The sequence below is a fragment of the Photorhabdus kayaii genome (assembly GCF_025384895.1).
Taxonomy (GTDB): domain Bacteria; phylum Pseudomonadota; class Gammaproteobacteria; order Enterobacterales; family Enterobacteriaceae; genus Photorhabdus; species Photorhabdus kayaii.
In genome coordinates this window covers 1-19,364 of the sequence record NZ_JAJAFZ010000023.1, presented here as the reverse complement: position 1 = coordinate 19,364, position 19,364 = coordinate 1, and the positions used below count along the sequence as shown (strand labels likewise).

General features: G+C 45.0%; 24 protein-coding genes and 1 pseudogene. 10 read left to right on the top strand and 15 right to left on the bottom strand.

Features of this window, described 5'->3' with window-relative positions; genetic code table 11:
- Window positions 1-4 precede the first annotated feature (4 nt).
- Window positions 5-1,450, top strand: a complete 1,446-nt coding sequence (gene tldD / locus LGZ98_RS10750; protein ID WP_262978068.1) for a metalloprotease TldD — start codon at window positions 5-7, stop codon at window positions 1,448-1,450.
- 36 nt (window positions 1,451-1,486) lie between these two features.
- A pseudogene (locus LGZ98_RS10745) lies at window positions 1,487-1,630 on the top strand (RNA-guided endonuclease TnpB family protein); the annotation flags it as partial.
- A gap of 74 nt (window positions 1,631-1,704) precedes the next feature.
- Here LGZ98_RS10745 and yjgA read toward each other — a convergent pair.
- Complete coding sequence (gene yjgA, locus LGZ98_RS10740) at window positions 1,705-2,244, bottom strand: ribosome biogenesis factor YjgA (RefSeq protein ID WP_113043678.1); 540 nt, start codon at window positions 2,242-2,244, stop codon at window positions 1,705-1,707.
- A gap of 201 nt (window positions 2,245-2,445) precedes the next feature.
- Here yjgA and pmbA point away from each other — a divergent pair, with 201 nt between their 5' ends.
- A complete protein-coding gene (gene pmbA / locus LGZ98_RS10735; RefSeq protein WP_113043679.1) occupies window positions 2,446-3,786 on the top strand; it encodes a metalloprotease PmbA in 1,341 nt (446 codons plus the stop codon).
- A 54-nt stretch (window positions 3,787-3,840) separates the two neighbouring features.
- Here the strand turns inward: pmbA and rnk are convergent, their stop codons facing one another.
- The 12 genes from rnk to LGZ98_RS10675 all read right to left on the bottom strand — a co-directional run bounded on the left by rnk (window position 3,841) and on the right by LGZ98_RS10675 (window position 12,403).
- The gene (rnk, locus tag LGZ98_RS10730) at window positions 3,841-4,251 is read right to left on the bottom strand and encodes a nucleoside diphosphate kinase regulator (protein WP_112879249.1); all 411 of its coding nucleotides are present in this window, start codon (window positions 4,249-4,251) and stop codon (window positions 3,841-3,843) included.
- A gap of 188 nt (window positions 4,252-4,439) precedes the next feature.
- The gene (gene npr, locus LGZ98_RS10725; protein WP_011148174.1) at window positions 4,440-4,712 is read right to left on the bottom strand and encodes a PTS phosphocarrier protein NPr; all 273 of its coding nucleotides are present in this window, start codon (window positions 4,710-4,712) and stop codon (window positions 4,440-4,442) included.
- On the bottom strand, window positions 4,712-5,563 hold the full coding sequence (rapZ, locus tag LGZ98_RS10720) for an RNase adapter RapZ (protein WP_113043690.1): 852 nt from the start codon (window positions 5,561-5,563) through the stop codon (window positions 4,712-4,714). Before rapZ ends, npr begins: the two co-directional genes overlap by 1 nt.
- A gap of 74 nt (window positions 5,564-5,637) precedes the next feature.
- Window positions 5,638-6,105 carry a PTS IIA-like nitrogen regulatory protein PtsN gene (gene ptsN, locus LGZ98_RS10715; RefSeq protein WP_112896282.1) on the bottom strand — a complete coding sequence of 156 codons (468 nt, stop codon included), beginning with the start codon at window positions 6,103-6,105 and terminating at the stop codon, window positions 5,638-5,640.
- Window positions 6,106-6,228: 123 nt separating this feature from the next.
- The gene (gene hpf / locus LGZ98_RS10710) at window positions 6,229-6,516 is read right to left on the bottom strand and encodes a ribosome hibernation promoting factor (RefSeq protein ID WP_036775988.1); all 288 of its coding nucleotides are present in this window, start codon (window positions 6,514-6,516) and stop codon (window positions 6,229-6,231) included.
- 23 nt (window positions 6,517-6,539) lie between these two features.
- Window positions 6,540-7,979 (bottom strand): RNA polymerase factor sigma-54, encoded by a 1,440-nt coding sequence (gene rpoN, locus LGZ98_RS10705; RefSeq protein ID WP_113043691.1) that lies wholly within the window; start codon window positions 7,977-7,979, stop codon window positions 6,540-6,542.
- A gap of 27 nt (window positions 7,980-8,006) precedes the next feature.
- A complete protein-coding gene (gene lptB / locus LGZ98_RS10700; protein WP_011148169.1) occupies window positions 8,007-8,732 on the bottom strand; it encodes an LPS export ABC transporter ATP-binding protein in 726 nt (241 codons plus the stop codon).
- Between the two features lie 6 nt (window positions 8,733-8,738).
- Window positions 8,739-9,275: a lipopolysaccharide ABC transporter substrate-binding protein LptA gene (lptA, locus tag LGZ98_RS10695; RefSeq protein WP_113043692.1), complete on the bottom strand. Its 537-nt coding sequence runs from the start codon at window positions 9,273-9,275 to the stop codon at window positions 8,739-8,741.
- On the bottom strand, window positions 9,256-9,834 hold the full coding sequence (gene lptC / locus LGZ98_RS10690) for an LPS export ABC transporter periplasmic protein LptC (RefSeq protein ID WP_112879244.1): 579 nt from the start codon (window positions 9,832-9,834) through the stop codon (window positions 9,256-9,258). The genes lptA and lptC overlap by 20 nt, the downstream gene beginning before the upstream one ends.
- Before the next feature lie 20 nt (window positions 9,835-9,854).
- Window positions 9,855-10,418, bottom strand: a complete 564-nt coding sequence (kdsC, locus tag LGZ98_RS10685) for a 3-deoxy-manno-octulosonate-8-phosphatase KdsC (protein WP_112879243.1) — start codon at window positions 10,416-10,418, stop codon at window positions 9,855-9,857.
- A gap of 17 nt (window positions 10,419-10,435) precedes the next feature.
- Window positions 10,436-11,404, bottom strand: coding sequence for an arabinose-5-phosphate isomerase KdsD (gene kdsD, locus LGZ98_RS10680; protein WP_262978067.1), 969 nt, complete (start codon window positions 11,402-11,404; stop codon window positions 10,436-10,438).
- Window positions 11,405-11,431: 27 nt separating this feature from the next.
- On the bottom strand, window positions 11,432-12,403 hold the full coding sequence (locus tag LGZ98_RS10675; RefSeq protein ID WP_262978066.1) for a calcium/sodium antiporter: 972 nt from the start codon (window positions 12,401-12,403) through the stop codon (window positions 11,432-11,434).
- A 228-nt stretch (window positions 12,404-12,631) separates the two neighbouring features.
- Here LGZ98_RS10675 and mlaF point away from each other — a divergent pair, with 228 nt between their 5' ends.
- The 7 genes from mlaF (at window position 12,632) to murA (ending at window position 17,661) form a co-directional block, all read left to right on the top strand.
- Window positions 12,632-13,435 carry a phospholipid ABC transporter ATP-binding protein MlaF gene (gene mlaF, locus LGZ98_RS10670; protein ID WP_112896289.1) on the top strand — a complete coding sequence of 268 codons (804 nt, stop codon included), beginning with the start codon at window positions 12,632-12,634 and terminating at the stop codon, window positions 13,433-13,435.
- A 10-nt stretch (window positions 13,436-13,445) separates the two neighbouring features.
- On the top strand, window positions 13,446-14,228 hold the full coding sequence (mlaE, locus tag LGZ98_RS10665; RefSeq protein WP_113043701.1) for a lipid asymmetry maintenance ABC transporter permease subunit MlaE: 783 nt from the start codon (window positions 13,446-13,448) through the stop codon (window positions 14,226-14,228).
- Window positions 14,229-14,232: 4 nt separating this feature from the next.
- Window positions 14,233-14,739, top strand: a complete 507-nt coding sequence (mlaD, locus tag LGZ98_RS10660; protein ID WP_113043695.1) for an outer membrane lipid asymmetry maintenance protein MlaD — start codon at window positions 14,233-14,235, stop codon at window positions 14,737-14,739.
- A gap of 33 nt (window positions 14,740-14,772) precedes the next feature.
- Complete coding sequence (gene mlaC, locus LGZ98_RS10655) at window positions 14,773-15,402, top strand: phospholipid-binding protein MlaC (protein ID WP_113043696.1); 630 nt, start codon at window positions 14,773-14,775, stop codon at window positions 15,400-15,402.
- A gap of 1 nt (window position 15,403) precedes the next feature.
- Complete coding sequence (gene mlaB / locus LGZ98_RS10650) at window positions 15,404-15,697, top strand: lipid asymmetry maintenance protein MlaB (RefSeq protein WP_113043697.1); 294 nt, start codon at window positions 15,404-15,406, stop codon at window positions 15,695-15,697.
- A 398-nt stretch (window positions 15,698-16,095) separates the two neighbouring features.
- The gene (gene ibaG / locus LGZ98_RS10645; RefSeq protein ID WP_011148158.1) at window positions 16,096-16,350 is read left to right on the top strand and encodes a BolA family iron metabolism protein IbaG; all 255 of its coding nucleotides are present in this window, start codon (window positions 16,096-16,098) and stop codon (window positions 16,348-16,350) included.
- 51 nt (window positions 16,351-16,401) lie between these two features.
- The gene (gene murA, locus LGZ98_RS10640) at window positions 16,402-17,661 is read left to right on the top strand and encodes a UDP-N-acetylglucosamine 1-carboxyvinyltransferase (protein ID WP_113043698.1); all 1,260 of its coding nucleotides are present in this window, start codon (window positions 16,402-16,404) and stop codon (window positions 17,659-17,661) included.
- 69 nt (window positions 17,662-17,730) lie between these two features.
- Here the strand turns inward: murA and LGZ98_RS10635 are convergent, their stop codons facing one another.
- Both LGZ98_RS10635 and LGZ98_RS10630 read right to left on the bottom strand, forming a co-directional pair.
- Window positions 17,731-17,964, bottom strand: coding sequence for a hypothetical protein (locus LGZ98_RS10635; protein ID WP_113043699.1), 234 nt, complete (start codon window positions 17,962-17,964; stop codon window positions 17,731-17,733).
- On the bottom strand, window positions 17,961-19,193 hold the full coding sequence (locus LGZ98_RS10630; protein WP_262978065.1) for an RHS repeat domain-containing protein: 1,233 nt from the start codon (window positions 19,191-19,193) through the stop codon (window positions 17,961-17,963). The genes LGZ98_RS10635 and LGZ98_RS10630 overlap by 4 nt, the downstream gene beginning before the upstream one ends.
- Window positions 19,194-19,364: the final 171 nt, after the last annotated feature.

Here is a 19,364-nt window from a genome sequence, read left to right as displayed (position 1 = left end):
AATTATGAGTTTAACTTCTGTCAGTGAACACCTACTGGCTGCAAATAAATTAAGCCATCAAGATCTGTTTTCAGTACTCGGTCAACTGGCTGAACGTCGGCTTGATTATGCCGATCTCTATTTTCAGTCCAGTTACCATGAATCTTGGGTGCTGGAAGATCGGATTATTAAGGATGGTTCCTATAATATTGATCAGGGGGTTGGCGTTAGGGCAATCAGTGGTGAAAAAACGGGTTTTGCTTATGCAGACCAGATCACGTTGAATGCGTTGCAACAAAGTGCACAGGCTGCCCGTAGCATCGTCCATGAAAAAGGGAATGGTAAAGCCCATACTTTTGGCGAAGTGACCTATTCTCAGCTTTATGCAGCAATTGATCCGCTGCAAAGTTTTTCCCGTGAAGAAAAAGTTGCGTTATTGCAGTGTGTGGATCAGGTGGCTCGTGCTGAAGATCCAAGAGTACAGGAAGTCAATGCCAGTCTGACAGGGATCTATGAACGGGTGTTGGTCGCGGCAACCGATGGGACCTTGGCGGCTGATATCCGTCCTCTCATTCGCTTATCTGTCACGGTGCTGGTGGAAGATAACGGCAAACGTGAACACGGCACTAGCGGTGGTGGTGGCCGTTACGGTTATGAATATTTTCTGGAAGTGGTTAGTGGTCAGATCCGTGCAGAACAATTTGCGCGTGAAGCTGTCCATATGGCACTGGTGAATCTTTCCGCTGTTGCTGCACCTGCTGGTACCATGCCGGTTGTTCTAGGAGCTGGTTGGCCGGGAGTGTTGCTGCATGAAGCGGTTGGTCATGGGCTGGAAGGTGATTTTAACCGCCGTGGTACCTCGGTGTTTTCTGGTCAGATTGGTGAAAAAGTCGCGTCTGAACTCTGTACTGTGGTTGATGATGGCACAATAAAAGGTCGCCGGGGGTCATTGGCAATTGATGATGAAGGCGTTCCTGGACAATACAATGTATTGATTGAAAATGGCATTCTGAAAGGTTACATGCAAGATAAAATGAATGCGCGTCTGATGGGGGTCGCGCCGACGGGCAATGGTCGCCGTGAATCTTATGCCCATTTGCCAATGCCTCGTATGACTAATACCTATTTGCTGGCGGGTCATTCCACACCAGAAGAGATCATAAGTAGTGTAGAACATGGTTTATATGCGCCAAATTTTGGTGGTGGTCAAGTGGATATCACTTCCGGTAAATTCGTGTTCTCGACATCGGAAGCTTATCTGATTGAGAACGGTAAAATTACCAAACCAGTGAAAGGTGCAACCCTTATCGGTTCCGGTATTGAGGCTATGCAGCAGATCTCTATGGTAGGAAACGATCTTGCTCTGGATAAAGGTGTTGGGGTTTGTGGCAAAGAGGGCCAGAGTGTCCCTGTTGGTGTTGGTCAGCCTACTTTGAAACTGGACAACTTGACCGTTGGAGGAACAGCCTGATTTTTGGTTGTTTATCCGAGATAGATCATTATAAGACACGAACGGATAGCCAATGCCCGTGCCGACTTTCAACACAAACTTTCTCGTGCAATTGTTGACGAAAACCAAGCGATAATGGTGGAGACGCGGAAGATGGCAAACCTGATGAAAAATTCCAAACTCGCCCGCGTAATCAGTGATTGAAGAACTGGAAGGGGAACTTAGTTTTAATATTTTCCCCTAACAGAAATTAGAACCTTACGGGTTTTAGGTCGTTAAGCGGATTCAGCCATATCTTTAAGATACTGGAAAATCTGACGATAAGATTTAGGTGGCTTATTTGCCGCCTTTTCTTTTTTGGCGTTGCGGATCAAAGTACGCAGTTGCTGGCGATCGGTTTGTGGGAATAACGCCACCACTTCATCAATAACATCGTCATTGCCATCAATCAATTTATCACGTAATTCTTCCAGTTTATGGAGCAGAGTGATTTGCTGATTATGACGATTTTTCAGTTTATCAAGCGCGGTGGTAATTGGCTCGACATCCCGAGTACGCAGCAGTTTACCAATAAATTGTAGTTGGCGACGGCGCCCCTCTCTTTTTATCTTCTGTGCAAGTTCAATGGCGGCCAGCAGATCCTCATCTAACGGAACGCGTTCAAGCGCACTTTTGCTGAGCTCAACCAATTCTGTACCCAGCTTTTTCAATGCTTCGGCATCACGTTTAATTTCACTTTTACTGACCCAAATTATCTCTTCCTCTTCCTCTTCGGCAGGAGAATCATTGAGCCAATCTTCAGGCTGCTTTGCCATAGTGGTTTTCCTTTTAAAAAGGCCGGAGCTGGCAGGTTTATTTTTGGAGCATGACCTGTAGCTCGGTGGGTGTTAACATCCTAATATCGTGTATTGTAACTGGGAAAAACGTCGGATTACCACTCGACATTGACTGTGTGGATAAAACGGTTCTGTTTTTCCGACAGATTTTCCCTTTATTCATCAAATTACAGGTAATTAATGAAAATCACGGATCAAATTGCGGAACAACGCAAACAACTGGAAAACGCAGTTTCACGGGCACTAGAGCTGGCAAAAGCGGGTTGTGATGCTGCGGAGGTTGCGGTTAATAAAACAACGGGTATTAGTGTCAGTACCCGCTTTGGTGAAATTGAAAATGTAGAATTCAATAGTGATGGTGCTCTGGGGATCACCGTATATCATCAGCAACGTAAAGGTAGCGCATCATCAACAGATTTAAGCCCGGATGCCATTGCCCGTACTGTTCAGGCTGCGATTGATATCGCTCGTTATACCTCTCGGGACCCGTGTGCTGGCCCGGCAGATAAAGCGCTACTGGCGTTTGAAGCGCCAGATCTTGATTTGTTCCATCCAACAGAGTTGGATGCGGATAAAGCAATTGAACTGGCTGCTCGTGCGGAACAAGCTGCATTACAGGCAGATAAGCGTATTACCAATACTGAAGGTGGCAGTTTTAACAGCCATTACGGTATCAGAGTGTTTGGTAACAGCCACGGTATGTTGCAAAGCTATTGCTCCAGTCGTCATTCTATGTCGAGTTGTGTGATTGCTGAACTTGATGGCGATATGGAACGGGATTATGCGTATACCATTAGTCGTCGTTTTGAAGATTTAAAATCGCCAGAATGGGTTGGGCAGGAGTGTGCTCGTCGTGCATTATCTCGTTTGTCGCCACGTAAATTACCGACTATGAAAGCACCGGTGTTGTTTGCTGCGGAGGTTGCAACGGGCCTTTTCGGTCATTTGGTTGGCGCTATCAGTGGTAGCAGTATTTACCGGAAATCCTCTTTCCTGCTTGATCATCTGGGCAAACAAATTCTGCCATCATGGCTGACAATTGAAGAACGGCCACACTTGCTGGCGGGGTTAGCATCTTCTCCATTTGATAGTGAAGGTGTTTCTACCAGCAATCGGGATATTATCAAGGATGGTATATTACAGACTTGGCTTCTGACCAGTTATTCTGCCCGTAAGCTAGGAATGGCAAGTACCGGCCATGCAGGAGGGATTCATAACTGGTGCATTGCAGGGCAAGGTCAAGATTTTGCAGATTTACTGCGTCAGATGGGAACTGGGTTAGTGGTCACTGAACTGATGGGGCAGGGAGTCAGTGCAGTAACTGGCGACTATTCCCGTGGTGCCGCTGGTTTTTGGGTAGAAAATGGTGAGATTCAGTATCCTGTCAGCGAGATTACTATTGCAGGCAATTTAAAGGATATGTGGGCCAATATGGTCACTATTGGGAATGATATTGAAACGCGTAGTAATATCCAGTGTGGTTCAGTCTTACTGCCGGAAATGAGTATCGCTGGTCAATAAGAGATACTCGTTTCCGATTACTTTAGCCAGCCCGGATCAAATGGGCTGGCTGAATTAACGGTGGAGCTCACCGGCAGCTTCTGGTTGGTAAAGTAATTCTAATACTTTGACGCGGGTTTCTTCGCCGTTTGGCAATTCCCAACTGATTTCGTCACCGATACGAAGGCCCAATAATGCAGCACCTAAAGGAGCCATAACAGAAAGCTGATCTGAACTGTCTTGCAGTGACGCTGGATAAACTAAAGTACGTACCCGTTCTTCATTGCTTGTCAGGTCAATAAAACGAACCCGGCTGTTCATCGTCACAACATCTGATGGAATTTCTGCTGGCGGTACAATCTCTGCACGATCCAGCTCCTCATTCAAAGCGTCAGCGATACTAGTATCTGCAAACGCTGGCTGTTCCAACAGGGAATCTAAACGTTCTGCGTCTAATTCGTTGATGATAATTGCTGGTTTAGTCATACCACACTCCAAATGGATTCCAATACAAAATAACACCCCGCACCATGAGGAGGGGGGTGTTATTTAAAATGATTAACCTGATAGTAGGCTGTTCTTACTGGAAAATAAAGAGATCATGATCACGAACTGTTTTGTGCTGCTAATGAAAACAGTGAAGGACATGATAATCCATAGGTGAGTGAGCAAGGTTATTCTTCGTCAAATCCCGAATTAAATAGATCAATAATAGCTGCAAGAGCCTGTTCTTCATCTGGGCCACTGGCTTCAACTTCAATATAGCTGCCTTTTTCTGAATCCAGCATCAACATAGCAATTACACTGCTGGCTTCGGCTTCAACATGGCTATCATTGCGTAAAATAACATGAGATTCAAAGAGCTGTACTAGATCATACAGCTTCATTGCTGGCCGGGCGTGCATTCCCAGCCGATTTTTGATTTCAAGTCTTTGCTTGACAGTCATTATTTTCGCTTTTCGAGAGTACGATGGCGCGACTGTACGTTTTTTCCTCTGGAACGAAAATAATCGGCCAACTGTTCTGCCACATAAACAGAACGGTGTTTACCGCCGGTACAGCCAATAGCAACGGTCAGATAGCTGCGGTTATTGGTTTCAAGCATAGGTAGCCAGAGTTCAAGATAACTGCGGGTTTGATAGATGAAGTTATGCACTTCCGTATGACGGTCGAGGAAAGCGGCTACAGGACGATCAAGACCGGTCATTGGCCGTAATTTGGGGTCCCAGTGTGGATTTGGTAGGAAGCGTACGTCAAAAACATAGTCGGCATCAATTGGAATGCCATGCTTAAAGCCGAAAGACTCAAAGACCATTGTCAACTCACGTTCCCGTTTGCCTAGCAGACGCGTTCTTAGCATTTCAGCCAATTCATGGACTGACATTTCAGAGGTGTCGATAATCAGGTCAGCTCTTGAACGAAGGGGTTCCAGCAGATCACTTTCTTGATCAATAGCGCTTTCCAGAGAAAGATTTTTGCTTGATAGCGGATGCAGACGGCGGGTGTCGCTATAACGGCGGATCAACGTATTACGTTCAGCATCAAGGAATAGTAATTGCGGTGAGAAACTCGCTGGTAGTTTAGTCAGAGCTTCTTCGAAAACTTTAGGTGATTCCGGCATGTTTCTTACATCAATACTAACCGCAGCAGAAATATCGCGGTCAGCTAGCGTATTTGCTAATTCCGGCAGTAATACTACCGGCAAGTTGTCTACACAATAAAAACCCATATCTTCCAGTGCGCGTAAGGCAACGGATTTACCTGAACCGGAACGACCACTGACTATCATCAGCACCATGAGGCGACTCCCCTTAATTTCTTAGTGGTTATTATGAGCCACTCTTATCTATTGCTATCCATGCATTGCAACAGTTATTCAGTGATAATTGCGTATAGTTCTTCATCACTTTGTGCCGATCTTAAACGACGGCAGAGATTTTTATCTGCAAGACGTTTGGCAATCAATGACAATGTGTGTAGGTGTGTTTGGCATTGATCGTTTGGAACCAGTAAAGCAAACAGCAAATCGACTGGTTGATTATCAATAGCATCGAAAGCAATAGGTTGTTCCAGATTTAGGAAAACGCCAACCGCTTGATCTGAGCTTTCTTCATCTAACTTACCGTGAGGGATAGCAATACCACTGCCAATTCCAGTAGTACCTACTTTTTCTCGGGTTAATATTGCTTCGAATACGACATTTTCTGGTAACTTAAGCTGCTTAGATGCTAGCTCACTGATAATCTCTAAAGCCCGTTTTTTGCTCGAACAATGTACATTATTGCGCGTACATGCGAGGGAAAGCACAGAGCTTAGTAGTAAATCTGCTTGATTATTCATTTTCCTATTCACTTAGGTGCTTATTGATACAGGATGCCATAGGTTATCTGTGGCATCCTGTATTTGCGCACTGTTTTACAGTAATACTCTGCTGTTGTTACTACATTTTTTGTTAACTAACTGTTAATGATGTCTCAGTTTGTCTTTATGTTTGGTTAATTGACGCGCCAGTTTATCGACCAGTCCATCAATTGCTGCATACATATCTTCATGTTCTGATGATGCGTGCAACTCACCTCCGTTAATGTGTACAGTAGCTTCGGCGATTTGTTGTACCTTTTCCACTCGGAGGATTACCTGAGTCAGGTTGATCCTGTCGAAATATTGATCCAGTTTGCTGCATTTTGCAGTGATAATGTCGCGTAATGCATCAGTAATTTCAATATTGTGGCCGGTTATTTTGAGTTGCATATTGTCTTCCTTCTCTGTTCATTTCAAACCAGACGCTTACGTTGGTTTGATGGCGGAATGGATAACGACTCTCTATATTTTGCGACAGTCCGTCGGGCAACCATGATGCCTTGATCGGCTAGCATGCTTGTCAGTTTGCTGTCACTTAATGGTTTGGCGGGGTTTTCCGCTGCTACCAGTTTTTTCACCAAAGCCCGTATTGCAGTTGAAGAGGCTTCGCCTCCACTTTCTGTATTGACATGGCTGGAGAAAAAATACTTCAATTCAAAAATACCACGTGGGCTGTGCAGGAATTTCTGGGTAGTCACCCTGGAAATGGTGGATTCATGCATATCAACCTGGAAAGCAATGTCTGCCAAAACCATAGGTTTCATATATTCTTCACCATGTTCAAAAAATTCCTGTTGCTGTTCTACAATACAACGCGCAACTTTCAGCAGAGTATCATTTCGGCTTTCCAGGCTTTTAATAAGCCACTTGGCCTCTTGTAGGTTATTGCGGATAAACTGACTGTCACTTTCATTGCGCGTATGTTGCCCAAGCTCTGCATAATGCTGATTAATGTGTAAACGGGGGATACTATCTGTATTTAATTCTACTTGCCAGTGTTCACCCTCTTTTCGAACCAGTACATCGGGGATGACATATTCTGATTGGTCAGTGTTTATTGCCAGACCAGGCTTTGGTTCAAGTGACTGGATTAAATTTATAGCCTCTTTCAGTGTATCTTCTTTCAAGCGACTCAGACGGATTAAATTGCGGAAATCTCGATGACCTAATAACTCTAGATGTTCGCAAATGATCAGTCTCGCCTCTTTCAGATAAGGGGTTTCTGGTGGAAATATGGATAGTTGGACGAGTAGACAATCTTTTAAATCACGAGCCGCGACACCGATAGGATCAAAATGCTGTATCCGTTTGAGCACAGCCTCCACTTCTGCCAGAGTGAGTTGATTGTCGCCAATGCAGGTAAGGATATCTTCTAGTGGTACAGTGAGATAGCCAGTGTCATCTACGGCATCAATGATTGATGTCGCAATCGCCGCATCTATTTCCGTGAAAGAGGTCAATTCTGCTTGCCACATCAAATAGTCTTGCAGGGTTTGAACTGTTTCACCTTGGTAAAGTGGCAGTTCGTCGTCGTTATAGTCATTGCGTGTCCCGGAAGGTGTGCCAGCGGTGTAAATTTCATCCCAACTGGCATCCAGGGGTAATTCATCTGGCATATCCTTCTGTTGCAAGGCATCAAGCGTATCCATAGCTTCCGTTTCGTGATTGGGAAGTTCCTGATTGCCAATTTCCTGATGATCTTCATCCTGTTCAAGCAAAGGATTCATTTCTAACGCTTGTTGTATTTCCTGTTGGAGTTCAAGCGTAGAAAGTTGCAACAAACGAATAGCTTGTTGGAGCTGTGGTGTCATAGCCAGTTGCTGACTAAGCCTGAGTTGCAAACTTTGCTTCATAGCGTTAAATCAATTCTCCTGGCCGAATTAGAGCCGGAAACCTTCGCCTAAATAAACGCGCTTCACCTGTTCATTATTAAGAATATCATTAGGTGTGCCGTGAGCAATCAGATGCCCTTGGCTGACAATATAAGCACGTTCGCATACATCCAATGTTTCACGGACATTGTGGTCTGTGATAAGGACCCCTAGTCCATAATCTCTCAAATGCTGAATAATCTTCTTGATATCGATGACTGAGATAGGATCTACGCCAGCGAAAGGTTCATCCAGCAAAATAAATTTAGGATTAGCTGCCAGCGCTCTGGCAATCTCTACGCGGCGACGTTCACCTCCGGAAAGTGATTGACCAAGATTGTCTCGTAGGTGGCTGATATGGAACTCTTCCATCAGCTCTTCGGCACGTTCTTTCCGCTGTTCTTGAGTCAAATCTTGGCGGATCTCCAATACAGCCATCAGGTTGTCGAATACGCTTAGACGGCGGAAAATAGAAGCTTCCTGAGGCAAATAACCGATACCACGTCGTGCCCGTTCGTGAAGTGGCAGTAGGCTAATATCTTCATTATCAATGGTAATTGTCCCGGTATCCCGTGAAACGATACCGACGACCATATAGAAAGTCGTCGTTTTCCCTGCACCGTTCGGACCAAGCAGGCCGACAATTTCGCCGGAGTTCACGTTTAGGCTAACATTTTCAACGACCTTACGGCCTTTGTAAGCTTTTGCCAGGTTTTCTGCGTTTAGTATTGCCATATATCGTTATTTACTCTTGTTGTTAACCCCAGCAGGGCCTTCTTCTTGTAATTGAGAAGGTAGTAGGACGGTTGTCACTCGTTTACCTTTGTCACTAAACGCTTCCATTTGCTGAGTTGGGACTAGATAGGTGATACGGTCGCCTTTTATATTGCTGTCTAACTGTTCCAAATAGGCATTGCCAGTGAGTGTAACCAGCTCTTTATCCATTTCGTAACGTATTTTGGAACCGCGGCCCTTGATTGGTTTGCCATTGTCCTGTAATTGATAGAAGGTTACCGGATTGCCAAATGCTTCAATAACCATTTTCTTAGAATCGCCATCTGGGCGAGTCACAACAACTTTGTCAGCGCGGATATCGATAGAACCCTGTTTGATGATCACATCTTCTGTAAATGTGGAAGTGTTCCTTGTCATGTCAAGGGCTTGTTTAACAGAATCGATAGAAATGGGTTTCTGTGTGTCATCTTTCAGTGCCATAGCGGGAAGACTGACTACAAAGATAGCACTGGCAATAAAAGCATTACGGATTCTGTTTTTCATGTTGGATTTCATAGTAGGTGTTAACCTTTTCAATCAGTTCAGCGGTTTTGTTTCGCAGGTTGCCACGCATTTTCATACCGACGGATTTTAGCCCGACACCAATCAGTGTGACCTGATCGTCAGATGAAACATCCTGAGTGACCAAGTTGATGATAGCGTTCTCTGTAGTAATACGTTGTAATTGTGACGTATTAGTCAGACTGTCAACCTGTACGTCTCCGTAAAGATAGAGCATTTTGTCATTAGTTAGTTTGGCTTTGTTAGCACGAACTGTCCATGTAGCAATGGCATTTGAGTCATAAGTAATTAATACCGGTTTGGTAAACCAGGTAAGTTTTGACTCTGCATAGTTTTGGACGTCATCAGCGACCAGTTTATACGTCAATTTCCCCGTAGGGTCATAAACAAAAGTTATAGCTTCCTGACTTTGATAGGTTGGCTGACTGTTATCTGTGGCAGAAGATGATTTAATCTCATCTGAATCAGACAAGTTCCAGCCAATTAACGCCAGGATGATTAATACCAGAGTTATCACCAACCAGGATTTGATTCTATCCATTCTCGTTTCACTTCAACCTACTATATTGATAATCCTTTGGCTTCTTCCAGCTTATTCTGAGCAAAAAGCACCAAATCACAAAGTTCCCTTACCGCACCGTGTCCCCCTGCAATTTGGGTGACATAATGCGCTTTTGGTAAGAGTAATGGATGTGCATCTGCCACAGCGACAGATAACCCCACTTGTTCCATGACAGGCCAGTCAATCAGATCATCACCAATATAAGCAACCTGTTCTGGTTTTAATCCCAGTTTATCTAACAATTCTTTGTACGCCAAAACCTTATCACTTTGTCCTTGGTAAAGATGTGTAATACCCAAGGTATTTGCTCGATCTTCCAGCAATTTTGCTTTACGGCCGGTAATAATAGCGACTTCGATTCCTGAAGTAATTAAGCAGCGAATTCCGTAACCATCTCTAACATTAAATGTTTTTAATTCTTCACCGTTATTGCCCATATAGATCCGGCCATCGGACATAACACCGTCAACATCGCAAATCAGCAAGCGGATTTTACGGGCTTTTTCAATAACGTCTTTATTAACTGGACCATAACAGGTGTCCAAATAAACTAATTGGCTCATTAAGGCATTTTCTCCGGTTACACCACACCAGCTTGTAGCAGGTCATGCATATGTAATACACCAAGCAATTTATTGTCCTCTGCAACCAATAAGGACGTGATATGGTGTGACTGCATTAAATTCAATGCATCAACTGCAAGGGCATTTGGTTTGATGCGGAAGCCACCTGTTGTCATAACATCTGAAATTTTGACATTGTACAAATCGACGCCCATATCAAACACTCGCCGTAAATCACCATCAGTAAAAATACCATCAATATACATATTTTCATCGCAAATGACGGTCATCCCCAGTTTTTGTCGGGTGATTTCGAGCAGTGCTTCGCGTAAGGTGGCGTGACGATTAACCTTTGGAATATCATCGCCTGTATTCATCAAATCACTCACCAGTAGCAGAAGTTTGCGTCCAAGAGTGCCGCCTGGATGTGATAGTGCGAAATCTTCAGCAGTAAAGCCGCGTGCCTGGAGCAATGCAACCGCTAAAGCATCACCCATAACCAGTGTTGCAGTGGTACTGGTTGTAGGAGCCAAACCTAGCGGACAAGCTTCCTGCGGGACTTTGATACACAGGTGGATATCGGCGGCTTTTCCCATATTACTGTTGTAATTGTTAGTCATGCAGATAAGCGGGATTTTTTGGCGTTTTAATGCGGGAATCAGCGATAAAATTTCACTGGATTCACCCGAATTTGAGATGGCTAAGACAATGTCTTTAGGTGTGATCATGCCGAGATCGCCGTGGCTGGCTTCTCCCGGATGAACGAAAAAGGATGGTGTACCGGTGCTGGCGAAAGTGGCAGCAATTTTACACCCGATATGGCCGGATTTACCCATCCCCATGACAATCACTTTACCTTCGCAGTTGAACATCAGTTCACAGATACGGTCAAAATCTCCGTTTATATGTTGTTCAAGTTCTGTTAATCCATCCCGTTCTATGTGTAATACTTTTTTACCCGCTTGCTGAAAATCAATCTTAGGCATTTCTTTTTCCTACTCATTCGTGTTTATTCAATGCTGTAATTGGGAAATAAACAGTACGATAAAATAAGCGATAAAGCAGCTTAATAACAGGACACCTTTAAATCGGTTTAATCGGTGTTTACGACCCAGACAAAATGCAGTAAATATTATGCTGGCTACCATCATTACCCAAAAGTCACGATGGAAAGATTCAGGTGAAATGGCTGCTGGTGAGAGTAATGCGGGAAGGCCCAAAACAATTGATATATTGAATATATTCGAACCTATAATATTCCCGAATGCGATGTCATCTTCGCCTTTGAATGCTGCGGCAATGGAGGTTGCTAATTCTGGCAGGCTGGTACCGACCGCAAGTACGGTAAGCCCGATAACTAATTCACTGATGCCATAAATGCGGGCAATAACAGTTGCATTATCAATAACCATACGAGTTGCCATAGGTAAAATAAGTAACCCTAATAGAATCCAAAGCAGGGCAATGTGTTTATTGCCTTCGACCGGTAATTCCGCAGCCTGTTCTTGCGTATAAATATCCGCTTCGGCGCGGCGCGGTAGAGCAACCATTTTTATCATCAGTAAGATATACACTATGGCGGAAGCGAGTAATACCAACCCATCCATCCGGCTGAGATAGTGATCACTCATTAAATAACCACAGAAGACGGTGAGCAGTAGCATCAACAGCAGTTCCTGCCGCAGGATATCTGATTTTACTTCCATTGGGCGAATAAATGCAGCAGCACCGGGTATTAATAGCAGATTAGTAATGTTGGAGCCAATAACATTACCCACGGCCATATCAGGTTGATTATCTAGCATTGCAGTAACTGAAACCATTAATTCTGGTAGAGAAGTTCCAATGCCAACAATGGTAATACCAATAATAAATGCAGGCAGTCCCAGAGTACGGGCAAAAATTGCAGCACCATATACTAATCTATCGGAACCATATACCAGTAAAATCAACCCGGCAATTAGAAGTAAAAAGGTCAGAAGCATGAAGCGTCCCTTGTAAGGTATATTCCGAATTAATGTTAACGCTGGTTGATTTTCTAAACAAAAATTGTCTGCCCAGTTAGATGGGACATATTCTGACGGCGGTGGATAGAAAAGTAAAATTTGTCATCACATTAATGGCGAAAATTTTCCAGTTTTTTTGTAGTATATATGATTAATATATGAACCAAATATTAAAGCCAATTTATTAACCGTTAAGGGCTATCAATAATGAATCAACAGACAGCAAATCTCATCGAGATCCGTGGTATGTATTTTACCCGTGGTAACCGTTTGATTTTTGCTGATATTAATCTAGTTGTGCCTAGAGGAAAAGTCACTGCAATTATGGGGCCTTCTGGGATAGGGAAAACGACACTATTACGATTAATTGGTGGTCAGTTACGTCCTGAACGTGGAGAGATCTGGTTTGATGGTGATAATATTCCTGCTTTATCCCGTTCTCACTTGTATGCTGCTCGCAAGAAGATGAGTATGCTGTTTCAATCTGGGGCATTATTCACTGATCTCAATGTCTTTGAGAACGTTGCTTTTCCGCTGCGTGAACATACGAACCTGCCTGAAGAAATTATACAGACCACGGTAATGATGAAATTAGAGGCGGTAGGATTACGTGGTGCCGCGAATTTGATGCCTTCCGAACTTTCCGGTGGTATGGCAAGGCGTGCGGCTCTGGCTCGTGCCATTGCACTTGATCCTGATCTGATTATGTTTGATGAGCCTTTTGTTGGTCAGGACCCGATTACGATGGGGGTTTTGGTGAAGTTGATTGATGAGCTGAATAAGGCACTTGGCGTTACCTGTGTGGTTGTTTCCCACGATGTACCGGAAGTTCTGAGCATTGCAGATTACGCTTATATTATCGCTGAACAACAGATTATTGCTGAGGGTACAGCTCAACAGTTGCACTCTAATTCTGATAGGCGAGTACGGCAATTTCTGGATGGTATTGCTGATGGGCCGGTACCTTTCCGTTTCCCGGCAGGGGATTATAAAACTGAGTTATTAGGATAATGGGATGTTAATGTTAACACAGGCGCTGGCGGCACTTGGCCGACGAGCCATTGAGGTGTTTGCCTCTTTTGGCCGTGCAGGTTTTATGCTGTTCCGCGCGATAATTGGCAAGCCAGAACCTGCCAGACAATGGCCGTTACTCCGACAGCAGCTTTACAGCGTGGGTGTTCGGTCATTATTGATTATTATCGTTTCAGGGCTGTTTATTGGCATGGTGCTTGGCTTACAGGGGTATCTGGTACTGACAACATACAGCGCGGAAGCCAGTCTTGGTATGATGGTGGCGATATCTCTGTTACGTGAATTGGGGCCGGTGGTCACGGCACTGTTGTTTGCTGGTCGAGCAGGATCAGCCCTGACCGCAGAGATCGGTTTGATGAAAGCCACGGAGCAAATTTCCAGCCTGGAGATGATGGCGGTAGATCCATTACGGCGTGTGATAGCTCCCCGTTTCTGGGCCGGGTTTATCAGTATGCCGCTATTATCTTTGATTTTTGTTGCGGTAGGTATTTGGGGCGGTGCGATGGTTGGTGTTGATTGGAAGGGGATTGACAGTGGCTTCTTCTGGTCTTCCATGCAGTCTGCTATCGAGTGGCAGAAAGATTTGCTTAATTGTTTTATTAAAAGTGTCGTTTTCGCCATTACTGTGACCTGGATTGCTCTATTCAATGGTTATGACGCGATCCCGACTTCGGAAGGGATAAGCCGAGCAACGACCAGAACGGTGGTTCATGCGTCGTTAGCGGTTTTAGGTTTGGATTTTGTGCTGACAGCACTCATGTTTGGGAACTAAGCCAATGCAAAGCAAGAAAAGTGAAATTTGGGTTGGATTTTTTGTCTTGATTGCACTGGCTGCAATCGTCTTTTTATGCTTAAAAGTGGCAGATATTAAATCGGTAGGCAACCAGCCAACTTACCGTTTGTACGCAACTTTTGACAATATTGGAGGTTTGAAAGTGCGTTCACCGGTAAAAATTGGGGGTGTGGTGATTGGTCGTGTTGCAAGTATCTCTCTTGATGAAAAAACTTATACGCCGCAAGTGGCACTGGATATTATGAAGCAATATGACCATATCCCTGATACCAGTTCTCTTTCCATTCGTACTTCTGGCCTATTAGGTGAACAATATATTGCCTTGAATATAGGGTTTGAAGATCCCGATATGGACACCCGTATTCTGAAAGAGGGTGACCGCGTACAAGATACCAAATCAGCAATGGTACTTGAGGATCTCATCGGCCAGTTCTTGTATAAGAGTGGTGATAATGTCCAAAGTGGGGCAGAGCACCCGCCGACACCTTAGCCAGCAACTGAATATCATTAAGAGGAACCCATTATGTTGAAGAGATTATTAATGATGGCGCTATTGGTTTTTGCGCCATTAGCGAGCGCAGTTGATCAAACGAATCCTTATAAGCTGATGCAGGATGCGGCGGAAAAGACTTTTACTCGTTTGAAAAATAGCCAATCACAAATTCGTCAAAATCCAGATTATCTGCGTAAAGTGGTGAAAGAGGAGCTACTGCCTTATGTCCATATCAAATACGCAGGGGCATTGGTTCTGGGGAAATACTATAAAGATACGACTCCAGAGCAGCGCAAGGCTTATTTTGTTGCATTTGAATCTTATCTTGAGCAGGCCTATGGGCAGGCTTTGGCAATGTATCATAATCAAACTTACCAGATTGACCCTGAAAAGCCGTTAGGGGACAGCAATGTTATTGCTATTCGTGTCACTATTATCGATCCGAATGGCCGTCCTCCTGTCCGTCTTGATTTCCAATGGCGCAAAAACAGCAAAACTGGTTACTGGCAGGCATTTGATATGATTGCTGAGGGAGTCAGTATGATTACGACTAAACAGAGTGAATGGGCCTCTATCTTGCGTCAGCAAGGTATTGATGGCTTAACTAAGCAGCTTGAAATCAGTGCCCGTCAGCCAATTACTCTGGAAGAGAAAAAATAAGATGGCTGAGAGTCTGATCTGGGAAAAAATAGGGCAAACATTGATTCTCAAGGGCACTTTGGATCGTAATAGTTTGCTTCCTCTCTGGCAGCAAAAAGAGAAATTATTGGTCGATATCAATGACATCAATGTGTCACAACTTGAATATGTGGATTCTACCGGGTTAGCTCTTTTAGTCCGTTTCAAACATCATATGCAAAAGAGAGGGGATAAATTGCGCTTTTCTGGCATTGATGAACGGCTTAACACCCTGATTAAGCTCTATGATATGCAAGAAATGATCATTGATAGCTAACCGATAATCTCATTAATTATCTGTACATACCCTATGGATTTCAAGATGCATTGCGGCGGCAAGGGAGAGAATCCCCGGGAGCATAGATAACGATGTGACCGGGGTGAGCGAGTGCAGCCAACAAAGAGGCAACTTGAAAGATAACGGGTATAATCAGCGCCCTTGTAAGCAGAAATATTACAAGGGCGTTTTCATAGTTTAAGAATAAGCAGGATTCTATTAGGATAGATGGCTGTCTATTATTTATTTCTAACTACATACCCTATGGATTTCAAGATGCATCGCGGCGGCAAGGGAGCGAATCCCCGGGAGCATAGAGAACTATGTGACCGGGGTGAGTGAGTGCAGCCAACAAAGAGGCAACTTGAAAGATGACGGGTACAGAACATTGAGCAATTATGGATACTAATGAGATTAAACAAGTGCTGATGGATAAATTAGCACTGGATGAAGTCATCGTTAACGGAGATGGCAGCCATTTCCAGGTTATTGTGGTTGGTGAAATGTTTGCCGGCATGAGCCGGGTAAAACAGCAGCAAGCCGTTTATGCGCCTTTGATGGAATACATTGCTGATAATCGTATTCATGCCTTGTCAATTAAAGCCTACACACCGGATGATTGGAAACGGGATCGCAAGCTCAACGGTTTTTAATGTTGTTTGCCTCGCCGCGAACAGCAAATTATATAAAGAGAGTCGTCACAGATGGATAAATTTCGTGTGAAAGGGCCTACTCGTCTGTCGGGTGAGGTTACTATTTCCGGGGCAAAAAATGCTGCACTGCCAATCCTGTTCGCCGCGTTGTTGGCTGAAGAGCCTGTTGAGTTGCAAAATGTTCCAGAATTGAAAGATATTGATACCACTATCAAATTGTTGAATCGCCTTGGGACTAAAGTTGAACGTAATGGTTCTGTATTTGTAGATGCCCGCGATGTGAATCAATATTGTGCGCCTTATGAGCTAGTAAAAACCATGCGTGCCTCTATTTGGGCGTTAGGTCCTTTGGTGGCGCGTTTTGGTCAGGGGCAAGTTTCTTTACCGGGGGGATGTGCGATTGGCGCCCGCCCGGTTGATCTGCATATTAGTGGCTTGGAACAGTTAGGTGCTGAAATTGTGCTGGAAGAGGGCTACGTTAAGGCTTCCGTTAATGGGCGTCTGAAAGGGGCTTGCATTGTGATGGATAAAGTCAGCGTTGGAGCGACAGTCACGATTATGACCGCGGCAACGTTGGCAGAAGGGACAACAGTTATTGAGAATGCAGCACGTGAACCTGAAATCGAAGATACGGCTAATTTTCTCAATACCTTGGGTGCAAAAATCACCGGAGCGGGTACAGACCATATCACCATTGAAGGTGTAGAACGTCTTGGTGGTGGTGTATATCGTGTACTACCTGATCGGATTGAAACGGGGACATTTCTTGTTGCGGCGGCGATATCCGGTGGCAAGGTAGTTTGCCGTCATGCTCAGCCTAATACGCTGGATGCGGTATTAGCTAAATTGCGTGAGGCGGGTGCGGATATTGCAATTGGTAAAGATTGGGTAAGCCTTGATATGCACGGTAAGCGCCCTAAAGCTGTGACATTACGTACTGCTCCGCACCCCGGTTTCCCGACTGATATGCAGGCGCAGTTCAGCTTGTTGAATTTGGTTGCTGAAGGTGCAGGGATGATTACTGAAACTATTTTCGAAAACCGTTTCATGCATATTCCTGAATTAATTCGGATGGGAGCTCATGCGGAAATTGAAAGTAATACTGTGCTTTGTCATGGTGTTAAAAAATTATCTAGTGCTCAGGTGATGGCGACGGATTTACGTGCATCGGCAAGCTTGGTTCTGGCGGGTTGTATTGCGGAAGGCGTAACGGTTGTTGACCGTATTTATCATATTGACCGGGGTTATGAACATATCGAAGATAAGTTGCGTGGACTTGGTGCAAACATTGAACGAGTGAAATCAACGTAGGCTTACTGTAGGTATGCGCCAAGATAGATTATAAGAAAGCCGGAAGATCACTGGGATCTTCCGGTGTTTTTAGACGTAAAAAAGATTTTCTCGAACAAAAGAAATGACTTCGTCTTTACTTAATTCAAATACAGGATCTGCATCCATTCCTTTTAAATAATCAACAACATATCTTAGCCTCTCATCATCAATGTCATGATCAAGGTAAAATTCATATGCATATCTAGCAATGTTAGCAGTATCGTAATTTTCTTGAAGTTTTTCATTCAGGCCACTTATAAAAAGATGGATTAGATTGTTCATGACAATCCCCCACATTTTTTAATAGCTTTTCCTGAAGTTGTTGCTATGCCTGAATCTATATCCGCTTTGGTAGGTGGATAATGAGGTAAATCCAATACCCGGCCATCTTTCATCTTAGGATGTACACGATTAACCTTGCTGGAATGATCGTAAGTTTCTTCCCAAGACTTCACACTTCCTGTTGATGGATTCCACTCTGTGACATGAGAACGTCCACGCGTTGGCCCTTCAGTTCTAGCTAACGCTTCCTTATCATAATAACGGATTCGTCCATCAGGTAATTCGCGGATATTTACGGCAGAACCTTGAGCTTTTTGTAAAGCTCTAAGTTTCCGATTTAATAATTGCGAAGGTGAACCCGCTAACCCTAAAGGGTCAATCCAGTTTACCGGATCATGGACATAGCTGTACGGGTTAAATCCGCCACTAAGATTCAAAGGGTCCGGCGATAAGTACTGGCCTGTATCACTCTCGTAATAACGGTGCCGATTATAAAATAAACCGCTTTCCGTGTCTTCATATTGGCCACAAAACCTGAGATTACAGGTCAGATTCCGCGGGTCATTGACCGTCAGCACCGGCCAGCATTCCGGCTCGCCCCAGGTGAGTAATCGTCCTGCCCAGATCAGTTCCCCTGCCTCGGTCAGAATTTCCCGCACCGTCCCCTGGTGATCACTCACGACATAATATAGCTGGCCTTTTTCAAACCGGGCCGAAGGCGTCAGGGCACCCGGCTCATACAGCCAGTGAATGCTGTTCTCATACCCGACGGTGCCGTCCGCATACACCGGCGTCTCTTCAATCAGCTGCTCCCCGCTCCACAGGTAATCGTAGCCGATTATCGCGGTCGGTTTCACCGGCGGTCCGGCGGTGTCCTCCTCTTTCCGCTTGCTAATCCGTCGCCCGAAAGCATCATAGCCATAGCGCCAGCGCGTGCCTTCCGGGCTGATAACCCCGGTCAGCCGGTCCTGCGCATCCCAGCGGTAGCGCCAGGTCCGCGGCCGGTAGCCCCGTCGCTGCTCGGTTTTCTCTGTTCGTCGCCCGTTTTCATCGTAGCGATAAGCGCAGGCGCCGTGCTGAATCACCCGCCCCGCCTGCTGGGTGTGGTAGCTCTGGCGTAGGTCTTCACTGAGCCGTTCCGGTACCCGTTTTTGGTAATGCAGATGCTGGCCGGCATCATACACAAACTGTTCGTCACAGGCTCGCGGCCCGCCAAACTGGGCGGTCACCACCTGGTCATTGGCATTGTAGCCGTAGCGCGTCTCGTCCCAGCGGGTGTCTTCAATGCAGGCCACGTTGTAGGCCGGGGTGTAATGCCAGTGGCGGGTGACCGCGCTGCCCCGCGGCGGGAAATGCGGGTCGGCCTCGTACAGCGTCTGTTTGAACCAGTCGGAGCTGCG

Bases quoted from the DNA above. Each gene is read 5' to 3' on its own strand.
- tldD (WP_262978068.1), top strand. From the start codon at position 5: ATGAGTTTAACTTCTGTCAGTGAACACCTACTGGCTGCAAATAAATTA.
- yjgA (WP_113043678.1), bottom strand. From the start codon at position 2,244: ATGGCAAAGCAGCCTGAAGATTGGCTCAATGATTCTCCTGCCGAAGAG.
- pmbA (WP_113043679.1), top strand. From the start codon at position 2,446: ATGAAAATCACGGATCAAATTGCGGAACAACGCAAACAACTGGAAAAC.
- rnk (WP_112879249.1), bottom strand. From the start codon at position 4,251: ATGACTAAACCAGCAATTATCATCAACGAATTAGACGCAGAACGTTTA.
- npr (WP_011148174.1), bottom strand. From the start codon at position 4,712: ATGACTGTCAAGCAAAGACTTGAAATCAAAAATCGGCTGGGAATGCAC.
- rapZ (WP_113043690.1), bottom strand. From the start codon at position 5,563: ATGGTGCTGATGATAGTCAGTGGTCGTTCCGGTTCAGGTAAATCCGTT.
- ptsN (WP_112896282.1), bottom strand. From the start codon at position 6,105: ATGAATAATCAAGCAGATTTACTACTAAGCTCTGTGCTTTCCCTCGCA.
- hpf (WP_036775988.1), bottom strand. From the start codon at position 6,516: ATGCAACTCAAAATAACCGGCCACAATATTGAAATTACTGATGCATTA.
- rpoN (WP_113043691.1), bottom strand. From the start codon at position 7,979: ATGAAGCAAAGTTTGCAACTCAGGCTTAGTCAGCAACTGGCTATGACA.
- lptB (WP_011148169.1), bottom strand. From the start codon at position 8,732: ATGGCAATACTAAACGCAGAAAACCTGGCAAAAGCTTACAAAGGCCGT.
- lptA (WP_113043692.1), bottom strand. From the start codon at position 9,275: ATGAAAAACAGAATCCGTAATGCTTTTATTGCCAGTGCTATCTTTGTA.
- lptC (WP_112879244.1), bottom strand. From the start codon at position 9,834: ATGGATAGAATCAAATCCTGGTTGGTGATAACTCTGGTATTAATCATC.
- kdsC (WP_112879243.1), bottom strand. From the start codon at position 10,418: ATGAGCCAATTAGTTTATTTGGACACCTGTTATGGTCCAGTTAATAAA.
- kdsD (WP_262978067.1), bottom strand. From the start codon at position 11,404: ATGCCTAAGATTGATTTTCAGCAAGCGGGTAAAAAAGTATTACACATA.
- LGZ98_RS10675 (WP_262978066.1), bottom strand. From the start codon at position 12,403: ATGCTTCTGACCTTTTTACTTCTAATTGCCGGGTTGATTTTACTGGTA.
- mlaF (WP_112896289.1), top strand. From the start codon at position 12,632: ATGAATCAACAGACAGCAAATCTCATCGAGATCCGTGGTATGTATTTT.
- mlaE (WP_113043701.1), top strand. From the start codon at position 13,446: ATGTTAACACAGGCGCTGGCGGCACTTGGCCGACGAGCCATTGAGGTG.
- mlaD (WP_113043695.1), top strand. From the start codon at position 14,233: ATGCAAAGCAAGAAAAGTGAAATTTGGGTTGGATTTTTTGTCTTGATT.
- mlaC (WP_113043696.1), top strand. From the start codon at position 14,773: ATGTTGAAGAGATTATTAATGATGGCGCTATTGGTTTTTGCGCCATTA.
- mlaB (WP_113043697.1), top strand. From the start codon at position 15,404: ATGGCTGAGAGTCTGATCTGGGAAAAAATAGGGCAAACATTGATTCTC.
- ibaG (WP_011148158.1), top strand. From the start codon at position 16,096: ATGGATACTAATGAGATTAAACAAGTGCTGATGGATAAATTAGCACTG.
- murA (WP_113043698.1), top strand. From the start codon at position 16,402: ATGGATAAATTTCGTGTGAAAGGGCCTACTCGTCTGTCGGGTGAGGTT.
- LGZ98_RS10635 (WP_113043699.1), bottom strand. From the start codon at position 17,964: ATGAACAATCTAATCCATCTTTTTATAAGTGGCCTGAATGAAAAACTT.